A 19,300-nucleotide genomic window follows, 5' to 3' on the forward strand; every position below is an offset into this window, starting at 1 on the left:
ACGCATTGTTCAGGGATGGGCACGGCCACCGACATGCCCCCTGGTGGGCCCTACCGTATGGGCCTCCTGGCACTCTTCCGAGGCGCTTGGCAACTTTCCGCCCACGCTTGGCGCGCACGTGCACGAACTTCTCCGAAGTCGATCAGCAAAAGCGCGGCATCGTCGTGCAGTTTGCCCATCGAGTACTGAATGAGGTCGGCGGTGAGGACGTCGAGGAAGGTTTCGGGATCGTCGTCGTTCAGCACCGCCGCCCGCTCCGCGAGTGGATAGAAGTCCCCCTTGGCGTCGCGGGCTTCGGTGACGCCGTCCGTGTAGAGCAGCAGCCGGTCGTTGCCGGCCAGCGGTACGGTGCCCGCCCGGCACCAGTCGTCCTGGAGGCCGAAGAGGCCGAGCGGTGGCGACGGCGGCAGAACGTCCACGAAGGTGGCCCGGCCGGCGCGGATCAGCAGCGGTGGCGGGTGGCCGCAGCAGACCAGCTCGGCGATGTCACTCCCGTCGGGGACCTCGATCAACAAGGCGGTGACAAAGTCCACGCTGCCGTCCCGGCCGGCGAGGACCGAGTCCATGCGCTGTGCCAGCGCGGGCAATCGCCGCTCGTGCTGGGCCAGGTTACGGAAGGCGCCGAGGGCATCCATGGCGGTCCCCACCGCCGACAGGCCCTTGCCCATCGCGTCACCGATGAACAGCCGCACGCCGAACGGCGTATGGACGGCGTCGTAGACATCTCCACCGACCAGCGCCCCGGATTGCGCGGTCTCGTAGCGGACCGCGGTACGCAGCTCCCCGAGCCGGTCCGGCAGCGGTCGCAGCATCTCCCGCTGGACCGTCTCCGCCACCGCCCGCAGCGCCTTGAGGCCCCGCCCCTGGCGACGGAGTCTCATCGCTGAAACACCGGAGGACGCCGCTACCAGTGCCATGCAGGCACCGGCCATCACGGTGTCGGAAGGTTCACGTGCGAGCGTGCCGAGAATGGCTGCGGCACCCGCACCTGCCGCTGCGGGAAAGTACCAGGAGTAGTCCCGGGGAGACTTCATCGCCGTTCCAGCTCGATCAGCCGATGTATCGCCCGGATCTTAAGGAATGACCCGGACCCTCGACCGAACGCCATTCCGCGCCGGCCGCTCATACGCCGCTTTACCGTGCACAAGTTCCTTTTTTTACATACCCATGCCACCGTCGACCGGCAGACCCGCGCCGGTGACGAAGCGGGCCGCGTCGGAGGCGAGGAAGACCACCGCATCGGCCATGTCGTTGACCTCACCGAGCCGGCCGAGCGGGGTGAGCCCGATGACCTCACCGACGGCCGCCTCCGCGCTGGGCCAAAGTCCCAGCTCCTCCATGTCCCGCGCGAGTTGGATACCCATCGCGGTGGGCACCAGGCCCGGATAGACGCAGTTGACCCGCACGCCGTAGCCGAGCTTGCCGGACTCCAGCGCGGCCACGCGGGTCAGCCGGTCGACTCCGGCCTTGGTCGCCGCGTATCCGGCGATGCCGGGGAAGGGGACCGTCGCGGCCACCGACGAGACATTGACGACCGCACCGCCATCCCCGGCCGGGCCGCCGGGGCGCATGGCCCGGAAGGCATGCTTGATGCCGAGCGCGACCCCGAGGACATTCACTTCCAGCATCTCGCTGACAGCCTGCGGCTCGAAGTCGGCGATCAGCCCCGAGGCCAGCACACCCGCGTTGTTGACGACGATGTCCAGGCCACCCAGCTCGGTGACGATCTGCCCGACGGCCGACTCCCAGCTCGCGTCCTCGGCCACATCGAGGGGGACGAACTCCACTGTGGCACCGGACTCCCGCAGTGACCTTGCGGTCTCCCCGCCGGCCTCCTTCTGCACATCGCCGATCACGACGGCCGCGCCGGCGCGGGCGAGCGCCTCGGCCATACCGGCTCCCAGCCCCTGCGCACCGCCTGTCACCAGCGCCGTTCGCCCGGTCAAGTCATATGGCGTCATGGAGCCTCCTTCTGTGGGCCGACTCGGCGACGACAAGGGCCGCTCGGCCCAACGACGTGACGCCTCGGCCCTGAATGGCTTGATGCGATGCATCGTAGGAAGCCCGGCGGCCAACCCCACGCGATTTCCGGATAATGCGTGCGCGGGTGGCGGCAGGTTGATATAGCCGCCCGCCGCAGCCAGTGGGCTGTCGCCCGGCAGCGGGCGCCGGCGAGCGCGGCGCCGATGGCGGATGGGACGATGGGGCCTATTGGGACCGTTCGTGCCGGGTGAATGCGGCGATCAGGTCGTGGGCTGTGTTGTTGTCGGAGTCGGTCCCGTGGGCCTCGGCGCCTTCAAAGATGGCGGCCTCGTTGCTGCGGGGGAACATGGCTTGTTCGTATTCGGTGACCGCGGCCTCGATGTCGTGGCGGTGTGTGGCGAGGGCCTTGCCGAGTTCGGCGCCGTCGAGCATGGCCAGGTTGGCGCCTTCGCCGTTCGGGGCCGAGAGGTGGGCGGCGTCGCCGAGCAGGGTCACCCCCGGCACCCGGTCCCACCGGTGCCCGGTCGGCAGGGCGTAGAGGGGGCGCAGGACCGGCGCGGTGTCGCCGTCGGTGATCAGCGCGGTGAGCTCCGGCGCCCAGCCGTCGAATTCCTGCGCGATGCGTGCGGTGGCCGCGGCGGCGTCGGCGAAATCGATGGCGGCGAACCAGTCCTGCGGCTCGGACAGCCCCACGTAGGCGTGCAGGGTGTCGCCCCTTTCCCGGTGAGCGAAGATCTCCCTGCCGGGCGTGAGCGCGATCATCGACCCGCCGCCGACAGTTTTCGCGGCGGCTGGGTGCCGGGTGTCGGCGTCGAAGAGGTAGGTCTCGACGACCGACTTGCCGGTGTACTCGGGTGCGGCGGCGGAGAGCAGCGGCCGTACCCGTGACCACGCGCCGTCCGCGCCGACGAGCAGGTTCGTGGCGACCGTAGTGCCGTCGGCGAACGACACCTCGTGGCGCCCCTCGCCGAGCGTGCGGGTGCTCCTGACCTTGTGCCCCCACCGGACGGTGCCGGCCGGGAGTGAGTCGAGCAGGATCTGGCGCAGCTCGCCGCGCTGCACCTCGGGGCGTCCTCCCGTACCGTCGTCGTCCTTCTCGAACAGGACGGTCCCGTCCGGGTCGAGGACCCGCATCGCCTGGCGGCCCTCCAGGATGAGGCCGCGGAACTCGTCCATCAAGTCGGCTGTTTCGAGGGCGAGTTGTCCGTTGTAGTCGTGGATGTCGAGCATCCCGCCCTGCGAGCGCGCAGCCGGGGAAGGCTCCGCCTCGTAGACCGTGGCCGGTATTCCGTGGACGTGCAGGACGCGGGCGAGCGTGAGGCCGCCGAGCCCGGCGCCGATGATCGTGACGTCAGTGGTCATGGGGGGCTTCCTTCGTGATGTGGACCGCTGCCGGTGCCGGTGTTGGGTGGCGCCGACCGGATCCACTGTCCCGGCAGCCATCGACAGATCCCCGACAGATCACCGACCACCGCCGACAACCACCCGACACCGGCCCCGGTCCACTGGCGGACGCGGGCTCACGTCAGCCCCCGCTCCGCGTCCGCCCGTTCGCTCCTTGCCTTTGTCCCCGCGCTCAAGGCGTAGGGGTCAAGAAGCCGCCGCCAGCACCCGGCGCGCTACCGAAGTGATGGGCAGATCCGGCAGGGCCATGCGGCAGATGCGGGCCCAGGTGGAGGCGTACTGCTTGAGGAGGGGGCCGGTGGTGTACGGGACGTCGTGCGCGGTGAGGACCTCGCGGACGCGGGGGGCGATCTCGGCGTAGCGGTTGCTGGGCAGGTCCGGGAAGAGGTGGTGTTCGATCTGGTGGCTGAGGTTGCCGGTGAGGACGTGGAAGACGGCACCGCCCTCGAGGTTGGCCGAGCCGAGGGCCTGGCGCAGGTACCACTGACCCCGGGTCTCGTCCTCGATCTCTTCCTCGGTGAAGGATCGGACGCCGTCGGGGAAATGGCCGCAGAAGATCACGGTGTGGGCCCACAGGCTGCGCACGGTGTTGGCGGTGAAGTTGCCGAGCAGGCAGGGCACGGCGGACGGGCCGGCGAGCAGCGGAAAGAGCAGGTAGTCCTTGGCGGCTTGGCGGGCTCCCTTGCGCACGGTGTTGGCGGTGTCGCGGAGGAAGGACCGCAGGGATTTGCGGCGCTGGAGTACGGCGTCGGCCTCCAGGTCGTACAAGGCAGCCATCCACTCGAAGAAGGGCGCGCCCAGGGCCGCGAGAACGGGCTGGAAGAGATGGGCGGGGTGCCAGCGCTGGTCCTTGCTCATCCGCAGGACGGTGAATCCGAGGTCGCGGTCGCGGCCGACGACATTGGTCCAGGTGTGGTGGATGTGGTTGTGGGTGTGTTTCCAGGCGTAGGCCGGGGTGGGGTTGTCCCATTCCCAGCTGGTGGAGTGGATCGCCGGGTCACGCATCCAGTCCCACTGGCCGTGCATGATGTTGTGCCCGAGTTCGAGGTTCTCCAGGATCTTGGCGGTGCTGAGGGCGGCCGTGCCGGCGAGCCAAGCCGGCGGCAGCAGGGACACCGCCAGAGCGGCCCGCCCGGCGATCTCCAAGCGGCGGTGGACGGCCACGACGGTATGGATGTAGCGGGCGTCTTCATCGCCGCGGCGGGCGAGGACGTCGGCGCGGATACGGTCGAGCTCACGGCCCAGGGCTTCGGTGTCCGTACCGTGCGGAGGCGCGGCGGACGGGTCGGGCCGGTCGGACGGGGCGGGCAGGGCCGGAACGGTCGGACGGGTCGTAACGGCTGTGCTCATGGTGGTGGCTCCTCCGGTGAGGCTCGCGGGGTGCTCAGGACGGTGCGGGCATTCACAGGTCGAGGGCGACGGGGCCGCTGGCGGCCGAGACACAGGTCTGGATCAGGTCGCCCGGCTCTCCGTGCACTTCGCCGGTGCGCAGGTCGCGGACGCGGCCGTGCAGCAGCGGGCTGACGCAGCCGAAGCAGATGCCCATGCGGCAGCCGCTCGGCATGGCCACCCCGGCGGCCTCCCCGACGTGGAGCAGCGGGGTACCGGTGCCTGCGGCCGTCTCCACGCCGCTCGCGGCGAACTGCACGGGTACGCCCGGGGCGGCACTGCCGGTGGCATCGGACGGCAACAGCGGTGGGGGCCGGAACCGCTCGATGTGCAGGCGCTCGGCGAGTCCTTCGGCGGCCCAGAGCCGTTCGGCGGATTCCAGCAGCGCGGCGGGGCCGCAGGCCCAGGTGTCGCGCTCGCGCCAGTCCGGGCAGAGGGCGGGCAGTTGCTCCGGGGTGAGGTGGCCGGCCGGGCGGGCGCCGGCGCGGGTGTGGTGCTCGTACAGCCGGAACCACGGCAAGTCCTCGGCCATCGCCCGCAGTTCCGGGCCGAAGACGGTGCGGGCGGGATCGGGAGCGGAGTGCACCAACAGTACGTCGGTGCCCTCTGCCGGCCGGTCATCACTGTCGAGGGCGCGCAGTATGGCCATGACCGGGGTGATGCCGATCCCGGCGGTGAGCAGCAGCAGTCGCCGGGGAGGCGCGTCGGGCAGATGGAAGTCGCCCTGGGCCGGGCCGAGGCGCAGTACCTCCCCGGGCTGGAGGCGGTGGGCCAGGTGACGGGAGACGCGGCCGTCCGGCAGGGCCCTGACCGTGATCGTGAACGGGTCTCCGGGCCTGCCGGGCGGGGCGGTGAGCGAGTAGGTGCGCCAGTGCAGGACCCCGCCGATCCGCACGCCCACCGGGACGTACTGCCCGGCTCTGCGAGCGGGCCGCCAGCCGTGGCCGGGACGGATGACCAGGGTCGTCGCGTCCGAGGTCTCCGCCCGTACCTCCTCGACCCGCCCGGCGGGCCACCGCCGCGACAGCAGTGGATCGGCCATCGCCAGGTAGTCGTCCGGGAGCAGGGGCGTGGTCAGCCGCCCCGCTGCTCCCAGTACCAGGCGGACGACCCTCTCGGACAGGGCACTGCGATGCAAGAGACGGGCCATGCTCCGGATGTCCTCTCCTCGACCCGTCCACTCTTACGAGCCCAGGGGGCAGGAGGCAAAGCGGCAGGGCGGTAATCCGCCGAAGCGCGCTGCAACGCCGGCCTAGCCTTTGACCGGAATCGCTGCACCGACGGTTCGCGTCAGAAGGCCGAGATGCCTTGCCCGATGACGGCTTCGTCCGCCATCAGCGCGCCTGCGGTCAGGACGCTGCCCGGGATCGCGGCGGCGGCCATCAGCCGGGCCGCGGCCGAGGGCTCGGTCTCGGGCGGGATCACCAGCAGGTCCCGGCGGCCGACGGCAATCCGGCTTTTTATGGTCACCGGAAATGACACCCGCGTGGAAGCCGGTGTGCGAAATACTCCCAGTACTTTGACTGTACACCCGTTCGGCTGACTCTGACCCGTGTGACCAGGTGTTTTCCGACTGGGGGAGTGGCCGGTTCGCTGTGGTGAGCGGCGGCGCGGGCGGCGGGAGTACCGTGTAATGACGGCATGCTCGTGCACCTCAGGCGACCGGGCACCCGCATCGGTGCCGGCCCTGCGACGAGGTGACGGCCGTACCCCGTAGACGGGCGGACCCTCATGGCTGACTCCGACACTCCCCAGACACCCCTGCTGCTCCTGCCGGACGCGATCCACCAGGCGGTGAAACCCGGTGTCGCACTGCTGCGGCTGGAGACCACACGGTCCCGGCAGGGAGTCCTGGACGGTGCGTGGTGGCCGCGCACGAGGAACATCGAAACCGAGCTGCCCGAGCTGATCAGTGTGTTGACCGAGCACCTCGGGCCGATCACCCGCGTAGGACTCGACGCATCCGCCTGGGAGAGCCTCCCGACCCGTCTGGTCATCGACGACCGCGTCGTACACCTCGACTCCGATCCGGTCGGCGACGACACCGTTCTCATCACCCGCGGCGACAAGGACCACTTCGCCCTGCTGGTGGTCCCTCCGGACGCCACCGCCGACGCCGCCCGCGAAGCGATGGCCCGCGCCGTCCGCGCCGACAACATCACCCCGGCCGCACAGATCCTCGTCGCCACCCGCCCCGACCCCGGGACCGAGTAACGGGCTTTCCGCTCAGGGTGCTCTTCCGTCCTGCCGGGGGCTCTCCTCGTTGGGCGGGAGAGGAAGGGTGACGGTGCCGTCGATGACGTCGCGGGCCAGGTCGGCGATGCGGATCTGGTGGTGGCGGGCGTGGGCCCGCAGGCGTTGGAAGGCGGTGGCGGGATCGATGGCGTGGTGGGAGGAGAGATAGCCCTTGGCCTGTTCGATGACCGTGCGGGTATTCAGGGCTCCTTGGAGCTGTGTGCTCAGTGTGCGGTGATGGTCCAGGACGGTCTGCTGGAGCAGGGAGATGGCGGTGGCATCGGCCAGGGCTCGGGCGAGGCGCTGGTCGGCTTCGCACAGCGGGCCGGTGGCGTGGCGGAAGAGGTTCAGCACGCCGATGGTCTCCTCTCGCAGCCGGATCGGGCTGGCGTGCACGGAGCGGTAGCCGGCGCGTTGGGCGCGGGCGCTGAAGTCCGGCCAGCGGGAATGGAGGGCCAGGTCCGAGTGGTCGACGGCGGCGCCCTTGCGGTAGGCGCTGAGGCAGGGGCCCTCGCGGGCGTCGAGTTCGAAGAGTTCTACGAGACGTACCTGTTCGGAGGTGGTGGCGACCAGGCGCAGCGGGCCGCCGGGCGCGGCCAGCATCACCCCGGCGTCGCCGATGTCCAAGAGGTCCATGCAGTGTTCGGCGACGCGGTACAGGAAGTCGGCGGGGTCGAAGTCGGCGACCAGGGTGTCGGCAACGTCGATCAGCGCGGCCGTCACCCGCATTTCACGGGACGGGGGGGGTGCAGGCCCATCAGGTGCGGGTGGCCCTGGCTCTGGTAAGGGCGGAATGGGCACAGCAGCCTCCGGTTGTCGATGTCAGCGACCGGACCGGAAACGTCATGCACGGGGGCTGGGTGGAGACCACCCGGAATACCAGCGCTGCCCTGTGGCCAGACTACGCCCGAGCGCGGCTCCGTGAGTCCGGCCGAACGCCCGTATACCCGCCTCGCCGCGAGGTGCCTCGCGGTCCGGGGACCTTGAGCCCGCGCCTCCACACGGCCATTCCGGTGGGGGTCGGGCGTAGGCTGGAGACAGCTGCCCGCGCATGACGCTGTTTCTCCCACGGCTATCCTGACATTGGCTTCCGATCGGGCAGTATCGGCGGTGAGTGCCGGAGACCGGATCCGTACTGATGGACGCACGCTGGGCCGCTGGCGGCCCCGACAACTGTGTTCTGAACAACTGTGTTCTGAGCCTCCCGTGAGGCGCACGCGGCCGGAGGCCGCGCGACTGGCCTATTACCTTGCCCGCCACCGCGACGGGCCGGGCTCCATCGCCGCCGCGTGCCGGACGGCGCTGCGGGCTCCGTGCTCCGTAGGGCTGACACTGGCTGCGGACGCCGCCCTGGCCCGCCGGATCTCGCTGTGCTGCGACGGCCCGCTGGCCGACGCGGGCGAGACACTGCAGATCAACCTTGGCGAGGGGCCGTGCGTGCAAGCCCTTCAGCAGCGGGCCACGGTACTCGCGGCAGATCTGACCGACCCCGGCACCGTGCGGCTGTGGCCCGTCTTCGCCGATCAAGCCCAGGCCAGTGGCATCTACGCGGCCTTCGCCCTGCCCGCCGCATCCCACCCCCGCTTCGCGGACCGGGCGGGCATCGTCCTGTCCCTCTACCGCGACCGGTCCGGCCCGCTGTCCCCGGCCGACCAGCACACCGCCCGCATCCACCTGGAAGCCGCCCAACTCCTCCTCCAGGCCGCCTGTACCCCCGCGCCCGAGGACGATCCCCCCTTCTTCCACTTCGCACCGCCCCAGGCAGTCGTCCACCAGGCAATCGGCGTGATCATCCAGCGACACAACGTCTCCGCCGACCACGCACTCGATCGGCTGCGCGGCCACGCCCACAGCCATGGCCTCGATCTCAGCGACCTCGCCCACGCCATCGTCCACGAGGGCCTGGACCTTCCCGACTAGCGCTGTGGCGCCTATGGTTCGCCGAGTTGTGCGCGAGGACCGTGGTGTTCGTGGCGAGCCTCTTCGTGGGCTGTGGTGGCGGACCAACTGGCCAGGAGGGCCAGGGCGTCGTGGCCGGGGGTGCCGGGTTCGGCACTGTACGCGGTGAGGGTGAGGCCGGGCTGGGCCGGCAGTTCCATCGCGTCGAAGTCGAGGGCGAGGACGCCGACGGCGGGGTGCCGGAAAGATTTGCGGCCGGTGTGATGCAGGCGCACGTTGTGTTTGGCCCAGGCGGTGCGGAACTCCTCGCTACGGGTGACCAGTTCACCGATGAGTCCGGTCAGGTCACTGTCGTGCGGGGCACGGCCGGCCTCGGTGCGCAGCAGGGAGACGGTGGTGTTGAGGGACTCCTCCCAGTCGGGGAAGAAGTCACGGCCGTGTGGGTGGAGGAACTGGTAGCGGGCGATGTTGACGGGCTCGGGGGCGTTGTCGGCGTACAGCGGGGAGTACAGGGCCCGGCCGAGGCGGTTGGTCGCGAGGATGTCCAGGCGGCCGTTGCGTACGAAGGCGGGGGAGTCGCTCATGGAATTGAGGACGCGCAGGACGCTGTCCGGCAGCGGGCCGCGGGCGCGCTTGGTGCGGCGGACGGGGCGTTTGGCCGCGGCGCGGGCCAGGTCGTGGAGGTGGGCGCGTTCGGCGTCGTCGAGCTGGAGTGCGTTCGCGATGGCGTCGAGGACTTCCTCGGAGGCTCCGGCGAGGCGGCCGCGCTCGAGGCGGACGTAGTAGTCGATGCTGACGCCGGCGAGCAGGGCGACTTCCTCCCGGCGCAGGCCCGGAACGCGCCGGTTGCCGCCGTAGGCGGGCAGCCCGGCCTGCTGAGGGGTGATCTTGGCGCGGCGGGAGGCCAGGAACTCGCGGATGTCGCTCTGAGTACTCACGCATTCCAGGCTAAGCCGGTCGGCGCACGGGTGGGGGGTCCTGTCAGTACCTGGCACGGCAGACCCTTCCTCACCTCGTTGACCTGCTCTTTCCTGGACAGCGGCAGCCGACCGCGCCCCGGCACCTCCGGAAATCCGTGGCGAGTCGGGTGCCGGACGGCCCCATGCAGCACAGCGTGCTACAGAGTGTTACGGGCCGGTCCCCGCACGTCGTACCGAGGAGTTTGACCCATGCCGAAGCAGTCCGCGCCCCAGGAGCTCGCCGAGATCGCGCCGAAGCTCGTGGACGTCACCAATGACGTGCTGTTCGCCGACATCTGGGAGCGGCCCGGCCTGTCCCCGCGGGACCGGAGCCTGGTCACCGTCAGTGTGCTGGCCGCGCTGTACCGCAGCGAGCAGCTCGGCTACCACCTGGGCGTGGCCCTGGACAACGGCCTTAGCGTCGAGGAACTGTCCGAGGCCATCACCCACCTGGCCTTCTACGCCGGCTGGCCCAACGCCATGACCGCGATCACCCGGCTCAAGAAGATCGCCGAGGAGCGCGGCGCCGCCTGACCCTGCCGGCAGACAGCCGGCCGACCGATATCCGCATCACGTACACCGTCACCGTCCTGGACCAAGGAAACGAGCCATGGAACACCTCACCGACACCCCCACTCTCAAGGCCCCGGCCGAGCGCTTCACGGGCGACGTCTACCTCAATCTGATCGAGACTCCCACCGAGCCGGCCCGCCTGGCCGCAGGCCTGGTGCGTTTCACCCCCGGCGCCCGCACCAACTGGCACTCCCACGCCCTGGGCCAGGTCCTCCACATCACCGATGGCGTCGGCCTGGTCGGCACCCGTGACGGCAACGTCGTACGCGTCAGCGCCGGCGAGACCGTCAAGTGCCCGGCCGGGGAGGAGCACTGGCACGGCGCCACCGATACCCACCTCATGGCCCACCTCGCCCTCGTCGTCGGCGACGGAGCCGGTGACGGCACCACCTGGCTGGAGCCGGTCACCGACGAGCAGTACGCCGCTGCCCTCGCCACCGCCAACGGCTGACGACCGTCCCCGCACGCCCCGCACGTTTGCCAACGGCAGGAGACCACGATGGACAAGCGCACCCTCGGACAGCACCTCGAAGTCTCGGCGATCGGCCTGGGCTGCATGGGGATGAGCCAGAGTTACGGACCCAACCCCGGCGGGCGGGACGAGATGATCTCGCTCATCCGGGCCGCCGTGGAGCGCGGCGTCACCTTCTTCGACACCGCCGAGGTCTACGGCCCGTATGTCAACGAGGAACTGGTCGGCGAGGCCCTCGCCCCCGTCCGCGACCAGGTCGTCATCGCGACCAAGTTCGGGTTCGCCTTCGACGACGAGGGCAAGCAGACCGGGCTGTGCAGCCGGCCCGAGCACATCCGCAAGGCCACCGAGGGCTCGCTGCGCCGCCTCGGTGTCGATGCGATCGACCTGTACTACCAGCACCGCGTCGACCCGGAGGTGCCGATCGAGGAGGTCGCCGGCGCGGTCAAGGAACTCATCGACGAGGGCAAGGTACGACACTTCGGCCTGTCCGAAGCCGCCGCCCGCACCATCCGCCGCGCCCACGCCGTCCAGCCGGTCACCGCGCTGCAGAGCGAGTACTCCCTGTGGTGGCGCGGTCCCGAGACCGAGATCCTGCCCACCCTGGAGGAACTCGGCATCGGCTTCGTCCCGTTCAGCCCCCTGGGCAAGGGATTCCTCACCGGCAAGGTCGACACCGACACCACCTTCGACAGCTCCGACATCCGCGCCGGCATCCCGCGCTTCAGCGCCGAAGCCCGCCGGGCGAACCAGGCACTGGCCGACCTGCTCGGCACCATCGCCCAGAGCCGGCACACCACTCCCGCCCAGATCGCCCTGGCCTGGCTGCTGGCCCAGCAGCCCTGGATCGTGCCGATCCCCGGCACGCGCCGGCTCCCGCGGCTGGCGGAGAACCTCGCCGCCGCCGAGGTCGAACTCACCGAGGACGACCTCGCCCGGATCCACAGCGCCGTCGACAGGATCGATATCCAGGGTGCCCGATATCCCGAGCACCTGGAACGCCAAATCGACAGGTAACCCGCACACCGCCCGGTCAGCTCAACGTCGGACGAGGGGCGGTTCGCCTGATTCGAAGGTGCGCAGCAAATCGGCCGCAACGCTCACGGCGATCGTCGCGGGTTCCTTGCCGGTGATGTCGGCCAGGCCGATCGGCGTCTTGATCCGATCGATGGTGGCGTCGTCGTGACCGCCCTCGGTGGCCAGGCGCTTGCGGAAGCGCGCCCACTTGGCGGCCGAGCCGATCAGTCCGATCGAGCCGAGACCGGTGGTGCGCAGGGCGGCGTCGCACAGCGCGGCGTCCTCGGCGTGGTCATGGGTCATGATCAGGACGTGGGTACCGGGTGCCAGCTCCTCGAGCACCTCCTCCGGCAGCAGCGGGGTGTGATGCACGTGGACCTGCGCCACCGCGTCCGCGAGCACGTCGAGCCGCTCGTCGGTGAGCATGTCGGGGCGGGTGTCGATCAGGTGCAGATCGAGGTCGTGGCGGGCCAGGATGCGCGCCAGCTCGTGGCCGACGTGCCCGACGCCGAAGATCGCCACCGCCGGTACCACCGGCAGCGGTTCGAGCAGCACGCTGACGGCTCCGCCGCAGCACTGCACGCCGTGCCGGCCGGTGACCTTGTCGTTGAGGGCGAAGTCCATCAGCTCCGGCTCCGGATCGGCCGAGCCGATCAGCTCCCGGGCCCGGTCGATCGCGACGGCCTCGATGTTGCCGCCGCCGATCGAGCCCCACGTCCCGGTCTGTCCCACGACGAGTTTGGCGCCGGCCTTGCGGGGTGCGTGGCCGCGCACGGTCGCGACGGTCACGAGCACGCCGGTCTCCCGGCGGGCTCGCAACCGCGCGACCGCGGCCACCCAGGTCATGTCAGGCATTGCTCAAGGCGCTTGCGGTGGTGGGGGCCTCGATGCCGCTGTTCCCCGCGGCTCCGCTGCGGGCCGCCTCGATCGCCCAGTACACCGCCTCCGGTGTCGCGGGCGAGGCGAGCTCCACGCCGACTCCGGCGGGCCCGAACGCGGCGGCGGCCTGCCGCAGCGCTTCGCGCACCGAGAACGCCAGCATCAGCGGAGGCTCACCCACCGCCTTGGAGCCGAATACCGCGCCCTCCTCGGTGGCGTTCTCCAGCAGCGTGACATTGAACTCCTCCGGCATCTCGGAGAAGCTCGGCAGCTTGTAGGTGCTGGCGGCCTGGGTCAGGAAGCGGCCGCGGTTCGGGCCGCCGCTGGTGTCCCAGCGCGGGTCTTCCAGCGTCAGCCAACCCGCCCCCTGCACGAAGCCGCCTTCCACCTGACCGATGTCGATCATCGGGGAGAGGCTGTCGCCGACATCGTGCACGATGTCCACCCGCCGGATGCGGTAGGCGCCGGTGAAGCCGTCGACCTCCACCTCGGTGGCGGCAGCGCCGTAGGCGAAGTACTTGAACGGGGAGCCCCGGAAGGACTTCGCGTCCCAGTGCAGGCCCTCGGTGCGGTAGTAGCCGGCCGCGGAGAGCTGGACCCGCTGGAAGTACGCGGTGCGGACCAGGTCGTCCCAGGCGAGCTCCGTGTCGTTGCCCAGGGCACGCGCGACCCCCTCGACAATGCGCACGTCCGAGGCGTTCGCGCCGAGTTGAGAGGCGGCCACCTGCAACAGCCGCGCACGCAGCTGCTCGCAGGCGTTCTTCACCGCCCCGCCGTTCAGGTCCGCTCCCGAACTGGCGGCGGTGGCAGAGGTGTTGGGCACCTTGTCGGTACGGGTCGGGGCCAGCCGGACCTTGTGCAGCGGGATGCCCAGCGTGGTCGCGGCCACCTGCAGCATCTTGGTGTGCAGGCCCTGGCCCATCTCCGTGCCGCCGTGGTTGATCAGGACGGAACCGTCCTTGTAGATCAGCACCAGCGCGCCGCCCTGGTTGAAGGCGGTGAGGTTGAACGAAATGCCGAACTTGATGCCGGTGATCGCAAGTGCCCGCTTGGTGTGCGGGTGCGCGGCGTTGAAGGCAGCGATCTCGCGCTTGCGATCGGCGATGCCGGCGTCGTCCTGCACCCGCTGCCAGACGGTGGAGATCCGTTCGGGCTGCGTGACCGGCTGGCCGTACGGTGTCGTCTGGCCCTGATCCGGCCGGTAGAAGTTGCGTTCCCGCAACTCCATGGGATCCAGGCCGAGTTGCGGCGCACAGCGGCCCAGGATGTCCTCGATCACCAGCATGCCCTGCGGCCCGCCGAAGCCGCGGAAGGCGGTGTTGGAGACCGTGTTGGTTTTGGCGATGCGACCGGCGACGCGTGCGTTGGGGATCCAGTAGGTGTTGTCGATGTGGCACAACGCGCGGGCGAGGACCGGCTCGGACAGGTCCAGGCTCCAGCCGCCGTCCGCCGTCAAGGTGGCGTCGAGGGCCTGGATGCGGCCGTCGGCGTCGAAGCCGATCTTCCACGTGGCGTGGAACCCGTGGCGCTTGCCGGACATGGTCATGTCCTGGGTCCGGTTGAGCCGGAACCGGACCGGCCGGCCGGTCAGCTTGGCGCCGAGCGCGGCGACGGCCGCGAAGCCGTGCGGCTGCATCTCCTTGCCGCCGAAGCCGCCGCCCATCCGCAGGCACTGCACCGTCACCTCGTGGCTGGGCACACCGAGCACGTGCGAGACGATTTCCTGGGTCTCCGAAGGGTGCTGGGTGCTGCTCTGGATGAACACCTGCCCGTTCTCGTCGATCTGGGCCAGCGCCGCGTGCGTCTCGAGATAGAAGTGCTCCTGACCGGCGAACTGGAACTCGCCGGTGAACACATGCGCGGACTCGGCGAAGCCGGCGTCGATGTCGCCGTGCACCATCACGGGCCGGGCGCCGTGATAGCTGCCAGCCTCGATCGCGTCCTGCAGCGTGATCAGAGAGGGCTGTTCATCGAGTTCCACCTCGACGGCCTCCGCACCGAGCCGGGCCGCCTCCAGGGTCTCACCGAGCACCCAGGCGACCGCGTGGCCGTAAAACATGACCTCGTCGGGGAAGAGCGGCTCGTCGTGCTTCATCCCGGCGTCGTTGACGCCGGGCACGTCGGCACCGGTCAGCACGCGGACCACGCCGGGCACGGCGAGCGCGGGCTCGGTGCGCAGCGCGGTGATCCGGCCGTGGGCCTTCAGGACCTGTACCGGATACGCGTGCAGCACGTCCTTGGTGCGCTGGACCAGGTCGTCGGTGTAGAGCGCGGTTCCGGTGACATGCAGGTAGGCACTCTCGTGCGGCATCGAGACGCCGACGACGGGCTTTTCGGGACGCTCGGACAAATGGCTCATGACGACACCTTCTCGGTGGTCTGCGCGTACAGCTTCAACAGGCTCTGGCCGAGCATCGCGGAACGGTAGAGGGAGCTGGCGCGATGGTCGTCCATCGGCGTGCCCTCGCCCCGCAGCACCCGGGCCGCTGCCTCGACGGTACTCGCCGTCCACGGCTCGCCCTCCAGGGCGGCCTCGGTGGCGAGGGAGCGGATCGGGGTGGCGGCCACGCCGCCCAGACCGATGCGCGCCTTGCGGACGATGCCGTCCTCGATGTCGAGCGCGAAGGCGACGGCGACGCTGGAGATGTCGTCGAAGCGCCGCTTGGCGATCTTGTGGAAGGCCACGACCGGCGACAGCGGCAGCGGGATGCGCACCGAGCGGATCAGCTCGCCGGGACGGCGCACGCTCTGCCGGTAGCCGGTGAAGTAGTCCGCCAGCGGGACCACACGCTCACCGTCGGCGTCGGCGAGTACCACCGATGCCTCAAGGGCGAGCAGCACCGGCGGGCTGTCACCGATGGGGGAGCCGGTGCCCAGGTTGCCGCCGAGGGTCGCGCCATTACGGATGAGCCGGGACGCGAACTGCGGGAACAGTTCTGCGAGGAGCGGGACGTCGCCGTCGAGGCGGCGTTCGATCTCGGTGAGCGTCAGCGCCGCCCCGATCTCGATGCAGTCGGATTCGACGCGCAGCTCCCGCAGTTCGGGCAGCCGGTCGATGGCGACCACGCAATCCGCCCTGCGGGAGCGGATGTTCACCTCGACGCCATAGTCGGTGGATCCGGCGACCACCACCGCGTCGGGCCGCTCACGTAGCAACTGAAGCGTCTCGGCCAGGGTGCTCTTCCGCAGGAACGCGCTGTCGTCCTGGTGGTATTCGGTGGCAACCGGGGTGGGCGGCGACTGCTCGCGACGCTGCGCCAGTGGATCGTCGTCGGTGGGCTCCCCAACGGCGAACGCGGCGTCGCGAATCGGGCGGTAACCGGTGCAGCGGCACAGGTTGCCACTCAGCGCGTGCAGGTCGAAACCGTTCGGTCCGTGCTCGGCGTCGGTGCTGTCGGCCGGGTCCGCGCCGTGACCCGAGTCCGCGTGCGTGCAGCGGTCGGGTCGGTAGTACTCGGCGGCCATGCTGCAGATGAATCCCGGTGTGCAGTAACCGCATTGAGAGCCGCCGCGGACCGCCATCTCCTCCTGTACCGGGTGCAGGGCGGGCGGCACGCCGGGCTCGCCGGCAGTGGCGAGACCTTCGGAGGTGATGACCTCCTGGCCGTCGAGCGCCGCGGCGGGGACCAGGCAGGCGTTGACCGCCACCCAGTCGGTGGGCTTGTTCACCCCTGGACGGGCCACCAGGACCGAACAGGCGCCGCATTCACCCTCGGCGCAGCCCTCCTTGGTACCGGTGAGGCCACGCTCGCGCAGAAAATCCAGCACCGTGGTGTGGGGTGCGGCCGGCGCGATCGGTGTTTCTTTCCCGTTGACCGTTATCCGTGCCGCTACCATGACGGGCCTTCGTTTCGGTGCGGGGCAGGTTGATTCATCATGTTCGCCAATTTCAGGCAGCTTTCTAGGTTCAGACACGCCACGTAAGAGAAGCGGGCACACATCGGCGCGCAACAACGGCATGCCGGAAAGTGATAAGGGGAAACCCGAGAATGTGCCACGAACGGGCACAAAATGTGCCGCAAACGGGCACATGGGAACGGCGTGCTCAGCAGCCGTGCGCGACCCGACCCGGAACCCAGACCGTACGGCGGGCGAGGCGGCCCAGATCAGAGCAGGTGCACATCTGCTGGTCGCCTCCTTCGGGTGGTTGTGGGTCTGCTTCCGTCGCAAAGTAGTGGCCGCGGCCACCGGGGTCAAGAGGTTGACCTTGGTCTTTAGAACTCACCGGTGCCGCCCGCACGACTGACGCGCCGGCCGGCACATCGCTGCCGGCCGGCGCGTCAGTGGCGCGGGTGGAAGGATCAGGCGCGCTTGCCCGCCTCGTGGGTGGCCTGCGTCCAGGCACGGGCCTGCTCGCTGAGTGTGATGCCCAGACCGGGGCGCGCGGGCACGTGCATCCGTCCGTCGTTGATCGTGAGGCGCTCGTTGAACAGCGGCTCCAGCCAGTCGAAGTGCTCCACCCACGGCTCGATGGGGTAGGCGGCGGCGAGGTGGAGGTGGATCTCCATGGCGAAATGCGGTGCCAGCTGAAGGTGGTGGTGCTCGGCGAGCGCGGCGAGCTTGAGGAACTGAGTGATGCCGCCGATGCGCGGGGCGTCGGGCTGGATGACGTCGGTGGCGTTCAGGCGGATCAGCTCGTAGTGTTCGGCCACACTGGCCAGCATCTCGCCGGTGGCGACCGGAGTGTCCAGCGAGGCCGCGAGCGCGGCGTGCCCCTGCGTGTCGTACGCGTCCAGCGGCTCCTCGATCCAGACCAGGCCGAAGTCCTCCATGGCGCGCCCCATGCGCTGGGCGGTGGGGCGGTCCCACTGCTGGTTGGCGTCGACCATCAGCGGTACGTCGTCCCCGATGTGCTCGCGTACGGCGGTCAGGCGGCGCAGGTCCTGCTTGCCGTCCGGGTGCCCGACCTTGATCTTGATGCCGCCGATACCGCTGGCCATGGACGCGGTGGCGTTGTCGAGGACCTGCTCGGTGGGGGTGTGCAGGAAGCCGCCGGAGGTGTTGTAACAGCGCACCGAGTCGCGGTGGGAGCCCAGCAGCTTGGCCAGCGGCAGTCCGGCCCGCTTCGCCTTCAGGTCCCACAGCGCGACGTCGACGGCGGCGATGGCCTGCGTGGCGACACCGCTGCGGCCCACCGACGCCCCGGCCCACACGAGCTTGGTCCACAGCTTGCCGATGTCGCTCGGGTCCTCGCCGATCAACTCGTCGGCGATCTCCTTGGCGTGGGCGTACTGGGCCGGGCCGCCGGCGCGCTTGGAGTAGCTGAAGCCGATGCCCCGGTGCCCCTGCTCGGTCTCGATCTCCACGAACAGGAGAGCCACTTCGGTCATCGGCTTCTGCCGCCCGGTCAGCACCTTGGCGTCGCTGATGGGAGTGGCCAGCGGCAGGGTGACCGAGGAGAGTTCGATCCAGGCGATGGTGTCGAGCGTCGCCTCGCCGTGCCGGCCGGCTGCGGAGGTGGCTGTGTGCGTCATGGTCACCACTTCGTGTCCCTGGGGTCGTGGGGCGGGGAGGGGCGGCTCGCCGTGGTTTTCCCTGACGCTAAGGTCGGCGATTGATCCACGTCCAACTCTGTTTTTGGATGATTCAATACCTGGAGGGTATCGGTGTTCACACTCGTGCAGCTCGTGAGCTTCGTCGCGGTGGCCGAGGAGCTGCACTTCACCAGGGCTGCCGAACGCCTCCGCATGACCCAGCCTCCGCTGAGCCGCCAGATACAACTGCTGGAGCACGAACTGGGCGTGCAACTACTGGACCGCACCAACCGCACCGTACGCCTCACCCCCGCCGGCCGGGCCTTCCTCAACGAAGCCCGGAACATCCTGCGCCAGGCGGAAGCGGCCACTCTCTCCGCCAAGCAGGTCTCCGCCGGGCAGGCCGGGGCGATCGCCATCGGCTTCACCGCGGCCAGCGCCTACTCCGCGCTCGGCACACTGCTCGACGTCGCGCGCTCCACCATGCCCGGCACGGAGATAGTGCTGCGCGAGAAGGTGACCCGCGACCAGCTCGAAGCGATCACCGAGGGCTCGCTCGACCTCGGCATGATCCGCCCCGCCGGCACCGGCCCCGACCTGGCGACCCGCCCCGCCATCCGCGAAGCCCTGCTGGCCGCCGTGCCCCGCGACCATCCGCTCGGCGCGGAGGACGGCCCGCTGCGCATCAGCGAGTCCGACGGGCAGGACGTCCTCATGTACTCCCCGGTGGAGGCCCGCTACTTCCACGAACTGCTGGTCAGCATCTTCCGGGCCGCCCGGGTCACCCCACGCTTCACCCAGTACCTCAGCCAGGTCCACAGCCTCCTGGCGATGGTCAACGCGGGCTGGGGCATCGCCTTCGTTCCCGAGGCGGCCGCCCAGATGCGTTTCCCGGGCATCACCTTCCGGCCCCTCGACCTGCCCGACCCCACCCCCGTCGAGCTGCACCTGGTATGGCGCAAGGCCAACGACAACCCGGCCCTGCACGCGCTGCTCCGGCACCTGTGAGCAAAGCG

Annotated in this window: 17 protein-coding genes and 1 pseudogene; 6 read left to right on the forward strand and 12 right to left on the reverse strand. The window is 70.0% G+C overall.

Features of this window, described 5'->3' with window-relative positions; translation table 11 throughout:
• Positions 1-50: 50 nt before the first annotated feature.
• The 6 genes and pseudogenes from IF04_RS0113685 to IF04_RS37355 all read right to left on the reverse strand — a co-directional run.
• Positions 51-881 (reverse strand): PP2C family protein-serine/threonine phosphatase, encoded by an 831-nt coding sequence (locus tag IF04_RS0113685; RefSeq protein ID WP_051831217.1) that lies wholly within the window; start codon positions 879-881, stop codon positions 51-53.
• A 276-nt stretch (positions 882-1,157) separates the two neighbouring features.
• The gene (locus IF04_RS0113690) at positions 1,158-1,961 is read right to left on the reverse strand and encodes an SDR family NAD(P)-dependent oxidoreductase (RefSeq protein ID WP_030255609.1); all 804 of its coding nucleotides are present in this window, start codon (positions 1,959-1,961) and stop codon (positions 1,158-1,160) included.
• Positions 1,962-2,208: 247 nt separating this feature from the next.
• Positions 2,209-3,345: an FAD-dependent oxidoreductase gene (locus tag IF04_RS0113695; RefSeq protein WP_030255612.1), complete on the reverse strand. Its 1,137-nt coding sequence runs from the start codon at positions 3,343-3,345 to the stop codon at positions 2,209-2,211.
• A gap of 228 nt (positions 3,346-3,573) precedes the next feature.
• Positions 3,574-4,737 (reverse strand): fatty acid desaturase family protein, encoded by a 1,164-nt coding sequence (locus IF04_RS0113700; protein WP_078600268.1) that lies wholly within the window; start codon positions 4,735-4,737, stop codon positions 3,574-3,576.
• Positions 4,738-4,789: 52 nt separating this feature from the next.
• Positions 4,790-5,818 carry a ferredoxin reductase gene (locus tag IF04_RS0113705; RefSeq protein WP_051831248.1) on the reverse strand — a complete coding sequence of 343 codons (1,029 nt, stop codon included), beginning with the start codon at positions 5,816-5,818 and terminating at the stop codon, positions 4,790-4,792.
• Positions 5,819-6,084: 266 nt separating this feature from the next.
• Positions 6,085-6,222, reverse strand: a pseudogene (locus IF04_RS37355) (DUF5994 family protein); the annotation flags it as partial.
• Positions 6,223-6,507: 285 nt separating this feature from the next.
• Here IF04_RS37355 and IF04_RS0113715 point away from each other — a divergent pair.
• Positions 6,508-6,990, forward strand: a complete 483-nt coding sequence (locus IF04_RS0113715; RefSeq protein WP_030255622.1) for a DUF5994 family protein — start codon at positions 6,508-6,510, stop codon at positions 6,988-6,990.
• A gap of 12 nt (positions 6,991-7,002) precedes the next feature.
• Here the strand turns inward: IF04_RS0113715 and IF04_RS0113720 are convergent, their stop codons facing one another.
• Positions 7,003-7,740 carry a GAF and ANTAR domain-containing protein gene (locus IF04_RS0113720; protein ID WP_037959303.1) on the reverse strand — a complete coding sequence of 246 codons (738 nt, stop codon included), beginning with the start codon at positions 7,738-7,740 and terminating at the stop codon, positions 7,003-7,005.
• 477 nt (positions 7,741-8,217) lie between these two features.
• On the opposite strand from IF04_RS0113720, the gene IF04_RS36590 reads away from it, so the two are divergent.
• Positions 8,218-8,931: an ANTAR domain-containing protein gene (locus tag IF04_RS36590; protein ID WP_051831219.1), complete on the forward strand. Its 714-nt coding sequence runs from the start codon at positions 8,218-8,220 to the stop codon at positions 8,929-8,931.
• A gap of 11 nt (positions 8,932-8,942) precedes the next feature.
• On the opposite strand, the gene IF04_RS0113730 is transcribed toward IF04_RS36590, so the two are convergent.
• Positions 8,943-9,857, reverse strand: coding sequence for a helix-turn-helix transcriptional regulator (locus IF04_RS0113730; RefSeq protein ID WP_425428414.1), 915 nt, complete (start codon positions 9,855-9,857; stop codon positions 8,943-8,945).
• Positions 9,858-10,079: 222 nt separating this feature from the next.
• On the opposite strand from IF04_RS0113730, the gene IF04_RS0113735 reads away from it, so the two are divergent.
• The 3 genes from IF04_RS0113735 to IF04_RS0113745 all read left to right on the forward strand — a co-directional run bounded on the left by IF04_RS0113735 (position 10,080) and on the right by IF04_RS0113745 (position 11,931).
• Positions 10,080-10,403, forward strand: a complete 324-nt coding sequence (locus tag IF04_RS0113735; RefSeq protein WP_030255633.1) for a carboxymuconolactone decarboxylase family protein — start codon at positions 10,080-10,082, stop codon at positions 10,401-10,403.
• Between the two features lie 76 nt (positions 10,404-10,479).
• Entirely contained in the window at positions 10,480-10,893 is a 414-nt protein-coding gene (locus IF04_RS0113740; protein ID WP_030255636.1) for a (R)-mandelonitrile lyase, read from the forward strand.
• Between the two features lie 48 nt (positions 10,894-10,941).
• Complete coding sequence (locus IF04_RS0113745; RefSeq protein ID WP_030255639.1) at positions 10,942-11,931, forward strand: aldo/keto reductase; 990 nt, start codon at positions 10,942-10,944, stop codon at positions 11,929-11,931.
• A 21-nt stretch (positions 11,932-11,952) separates the two neighbouring features.
• Here the strand turns inward: IF04_RS0113745 and xdhC are convergent, their stop codons facing one another.
• From xdhC to IF04_RS0113765, 4 genes are all read right to left on the reverse strand, one after another.
• The gene (gene xdhC / locus IF04_RS0113750; RefSeq protein WP_030255644.1) at positions 11,953-12,777 is read right to left on the reverse strand and encodes a xanthine dehydrogenase accessory protein XdhC; all 825 of its coding nucleotides are present in this window, start codon (positions 12,775-12,777) and stop codon (positions 11,953-11,955) included.
• A gap of 1 nt (position 12,778) precedes the next feature.
• Positions 12,779-15,169, reverse strand: coding sequence for a xanthine dehydrogenase molybdopterin binding subunit (gene xdhB, locus IF04_RS0113755; RefSeq protein ID WP_030255649.1), 2,391 nt, complete (start codon positions 15,167-15,169; stop codon positions 12,779-12,781).
• Positions 15,166-16,647 carry a xanthine dehydrogenase small subunit gene (locus IF04_RS0113760; protein WP_030255650.1) on the reverse strand — a complete coding sequence of 494 codons (1,482 nt, stop codon included), beginning with the start codon at positions 16,645-16,647 and terminating at the stop codon, positions 15,166-15,168. The genes xdhB and IF04_RS0113760 overlap by 4 nt, the downstream gene beginning before the upstream one ends.
• A 464-nt stretch (positions 16,648-17,111) precedes the next feature.
• On the reverse strand, positions 17,112-18,284 hold the full coding sequence (locus IF04_RS0113765) for an L-talarate/galactarate dehydratase (RefSeq protein WP_106975592.1): 1,173 nt from the start codon (positions 18,282-18,284) through the stop codon (positions 17,112-17,114).
• 132 nt (positions 18,285-18,416) lie between these two features.
• On the opposite strand from IF04_RS0113765, the gene IF04_RS0113770 reads away from it, so the two are divergent.
• Positions 18,417-19,292 (forward strand): LysR substrate-binding domain-containing protein, encoded by an 876-nt coding sequence (locus IF04_RS0113770; protein ID WP_030255652.1) that lies wholly within the window; start codon positions 18,417-18,419, stop codon positions 19,290-19,292.
• Positions 19,293-19,300 lie beyond the last annotated feature (8 nt).

The sequence above is a fragment of the Streptomyces violens genome (assembly GCF_000717745.1).
GTDB lineage: Bacteria > Actinomycetota > Actinomycetes > Streptomycetales > Streptomycetaceae > Streptomyces > Streptomyces violens.

Bases quoted from the DNA above. Each gene is read 5' to 3' on its own strand.
- xdhC (WP_030255644.1), bottom strand. From the start codon at position 12,777: ATGACCTGGGTGGCCGCGGTCGCGCGGTTGCGAGCCCGCCGGGAGACC.
- IF04_RS0113700 (WP_078600268.1), bottom strand. From the start codon at position 4,737: ATGAGCACAGCCGTTACGACCCGTCCGACCGTTCCGGCCCTGCCCGCC.
- IF04_RS0113705 (WP_051831248.1), bottom strand. From the start codon at position 5,818: ATGGCCGATCCACTGCTGTCGCGGCGGTGGCCCGCCGGGCGGGTCGAG.
- IF04_RS0113745 (WP_030255639.1), top strand. From the start codon at position 10,942: ATGGACAAGCGCACCCTCGGACAGCACCTCGAAGTCTCGGCGATCGGC.
- IF04_RS0113685 (WP_051831217.1), bottom strand. From the start codon at position 881: ATGAGACTCCGTCGCCAGGGGCGGGGCCTCAAGGCGCTGCGGGCGGTG.
- IF04_RS0113765 (WP_106975592.1), bottom strand. From the start codon at position 18,284: ATGACGCACACAGCCACCTCCGCAGCCGGCCGGCACGGCGAGGCGACG.
- IF04_RS0113715 (WP_030255622.1), top strand. From the start codon at position 6,508: ATGGCTGACTCCGACACTCCCCAGACACCCCTGCTGCTCCTGCCGGAC.
- IF04_RS0113690 (WP_030255609.1), bottom strand. From the start codon at position 1,961: ATGACGCCATATGACTTGACCGGGCGAACGGCGCTGGTGACAGGCGGT.
- IF04_RS0113740 (WP_030255636.1), top strand. From the start codon at position 10,480: ATGGAACACCTCACCGACACCCCCACTCTCAAGGCCCCGGCCGAGCGC.
- IF04_RS0113720 (WP_037959303.1), bottom strand. From the start codon at position 7,740: ATGCGGGTGACGGCCGCGCTGATCGACGTTGCCGACACCCTGGTCGCC.
- IF04_RS0113695 (WP_030255612.1), bottom strand. From the start codon at position 3,345: ATGACCACTGACGTCACGATCATCGGCGCCGGGCTCGGCGGCCTCACG.
- xdhB (WP_030255649.1), bottom strand. From the start codon at position 15,169: ATGAGCCATTTGTCCGAGCGTCCCGAAAAGCCCGTCGTCGGCGTCTCG.
- IF04_RS0113735 (WP_030255633.1), top strand. From the start codon at position 10,080: ATGCCGAAGCAGTCCGCGCCCCAGGAGCTCGCCGAGATCGCGCCGAAG.
- IF04_RS0113760 (WP_030255650.1), bottom strand. From the start codon at position 16,647: ATGGTAGCGGCACGGATAACGGTCAACGGGAAAGAAACACCGATCGCG.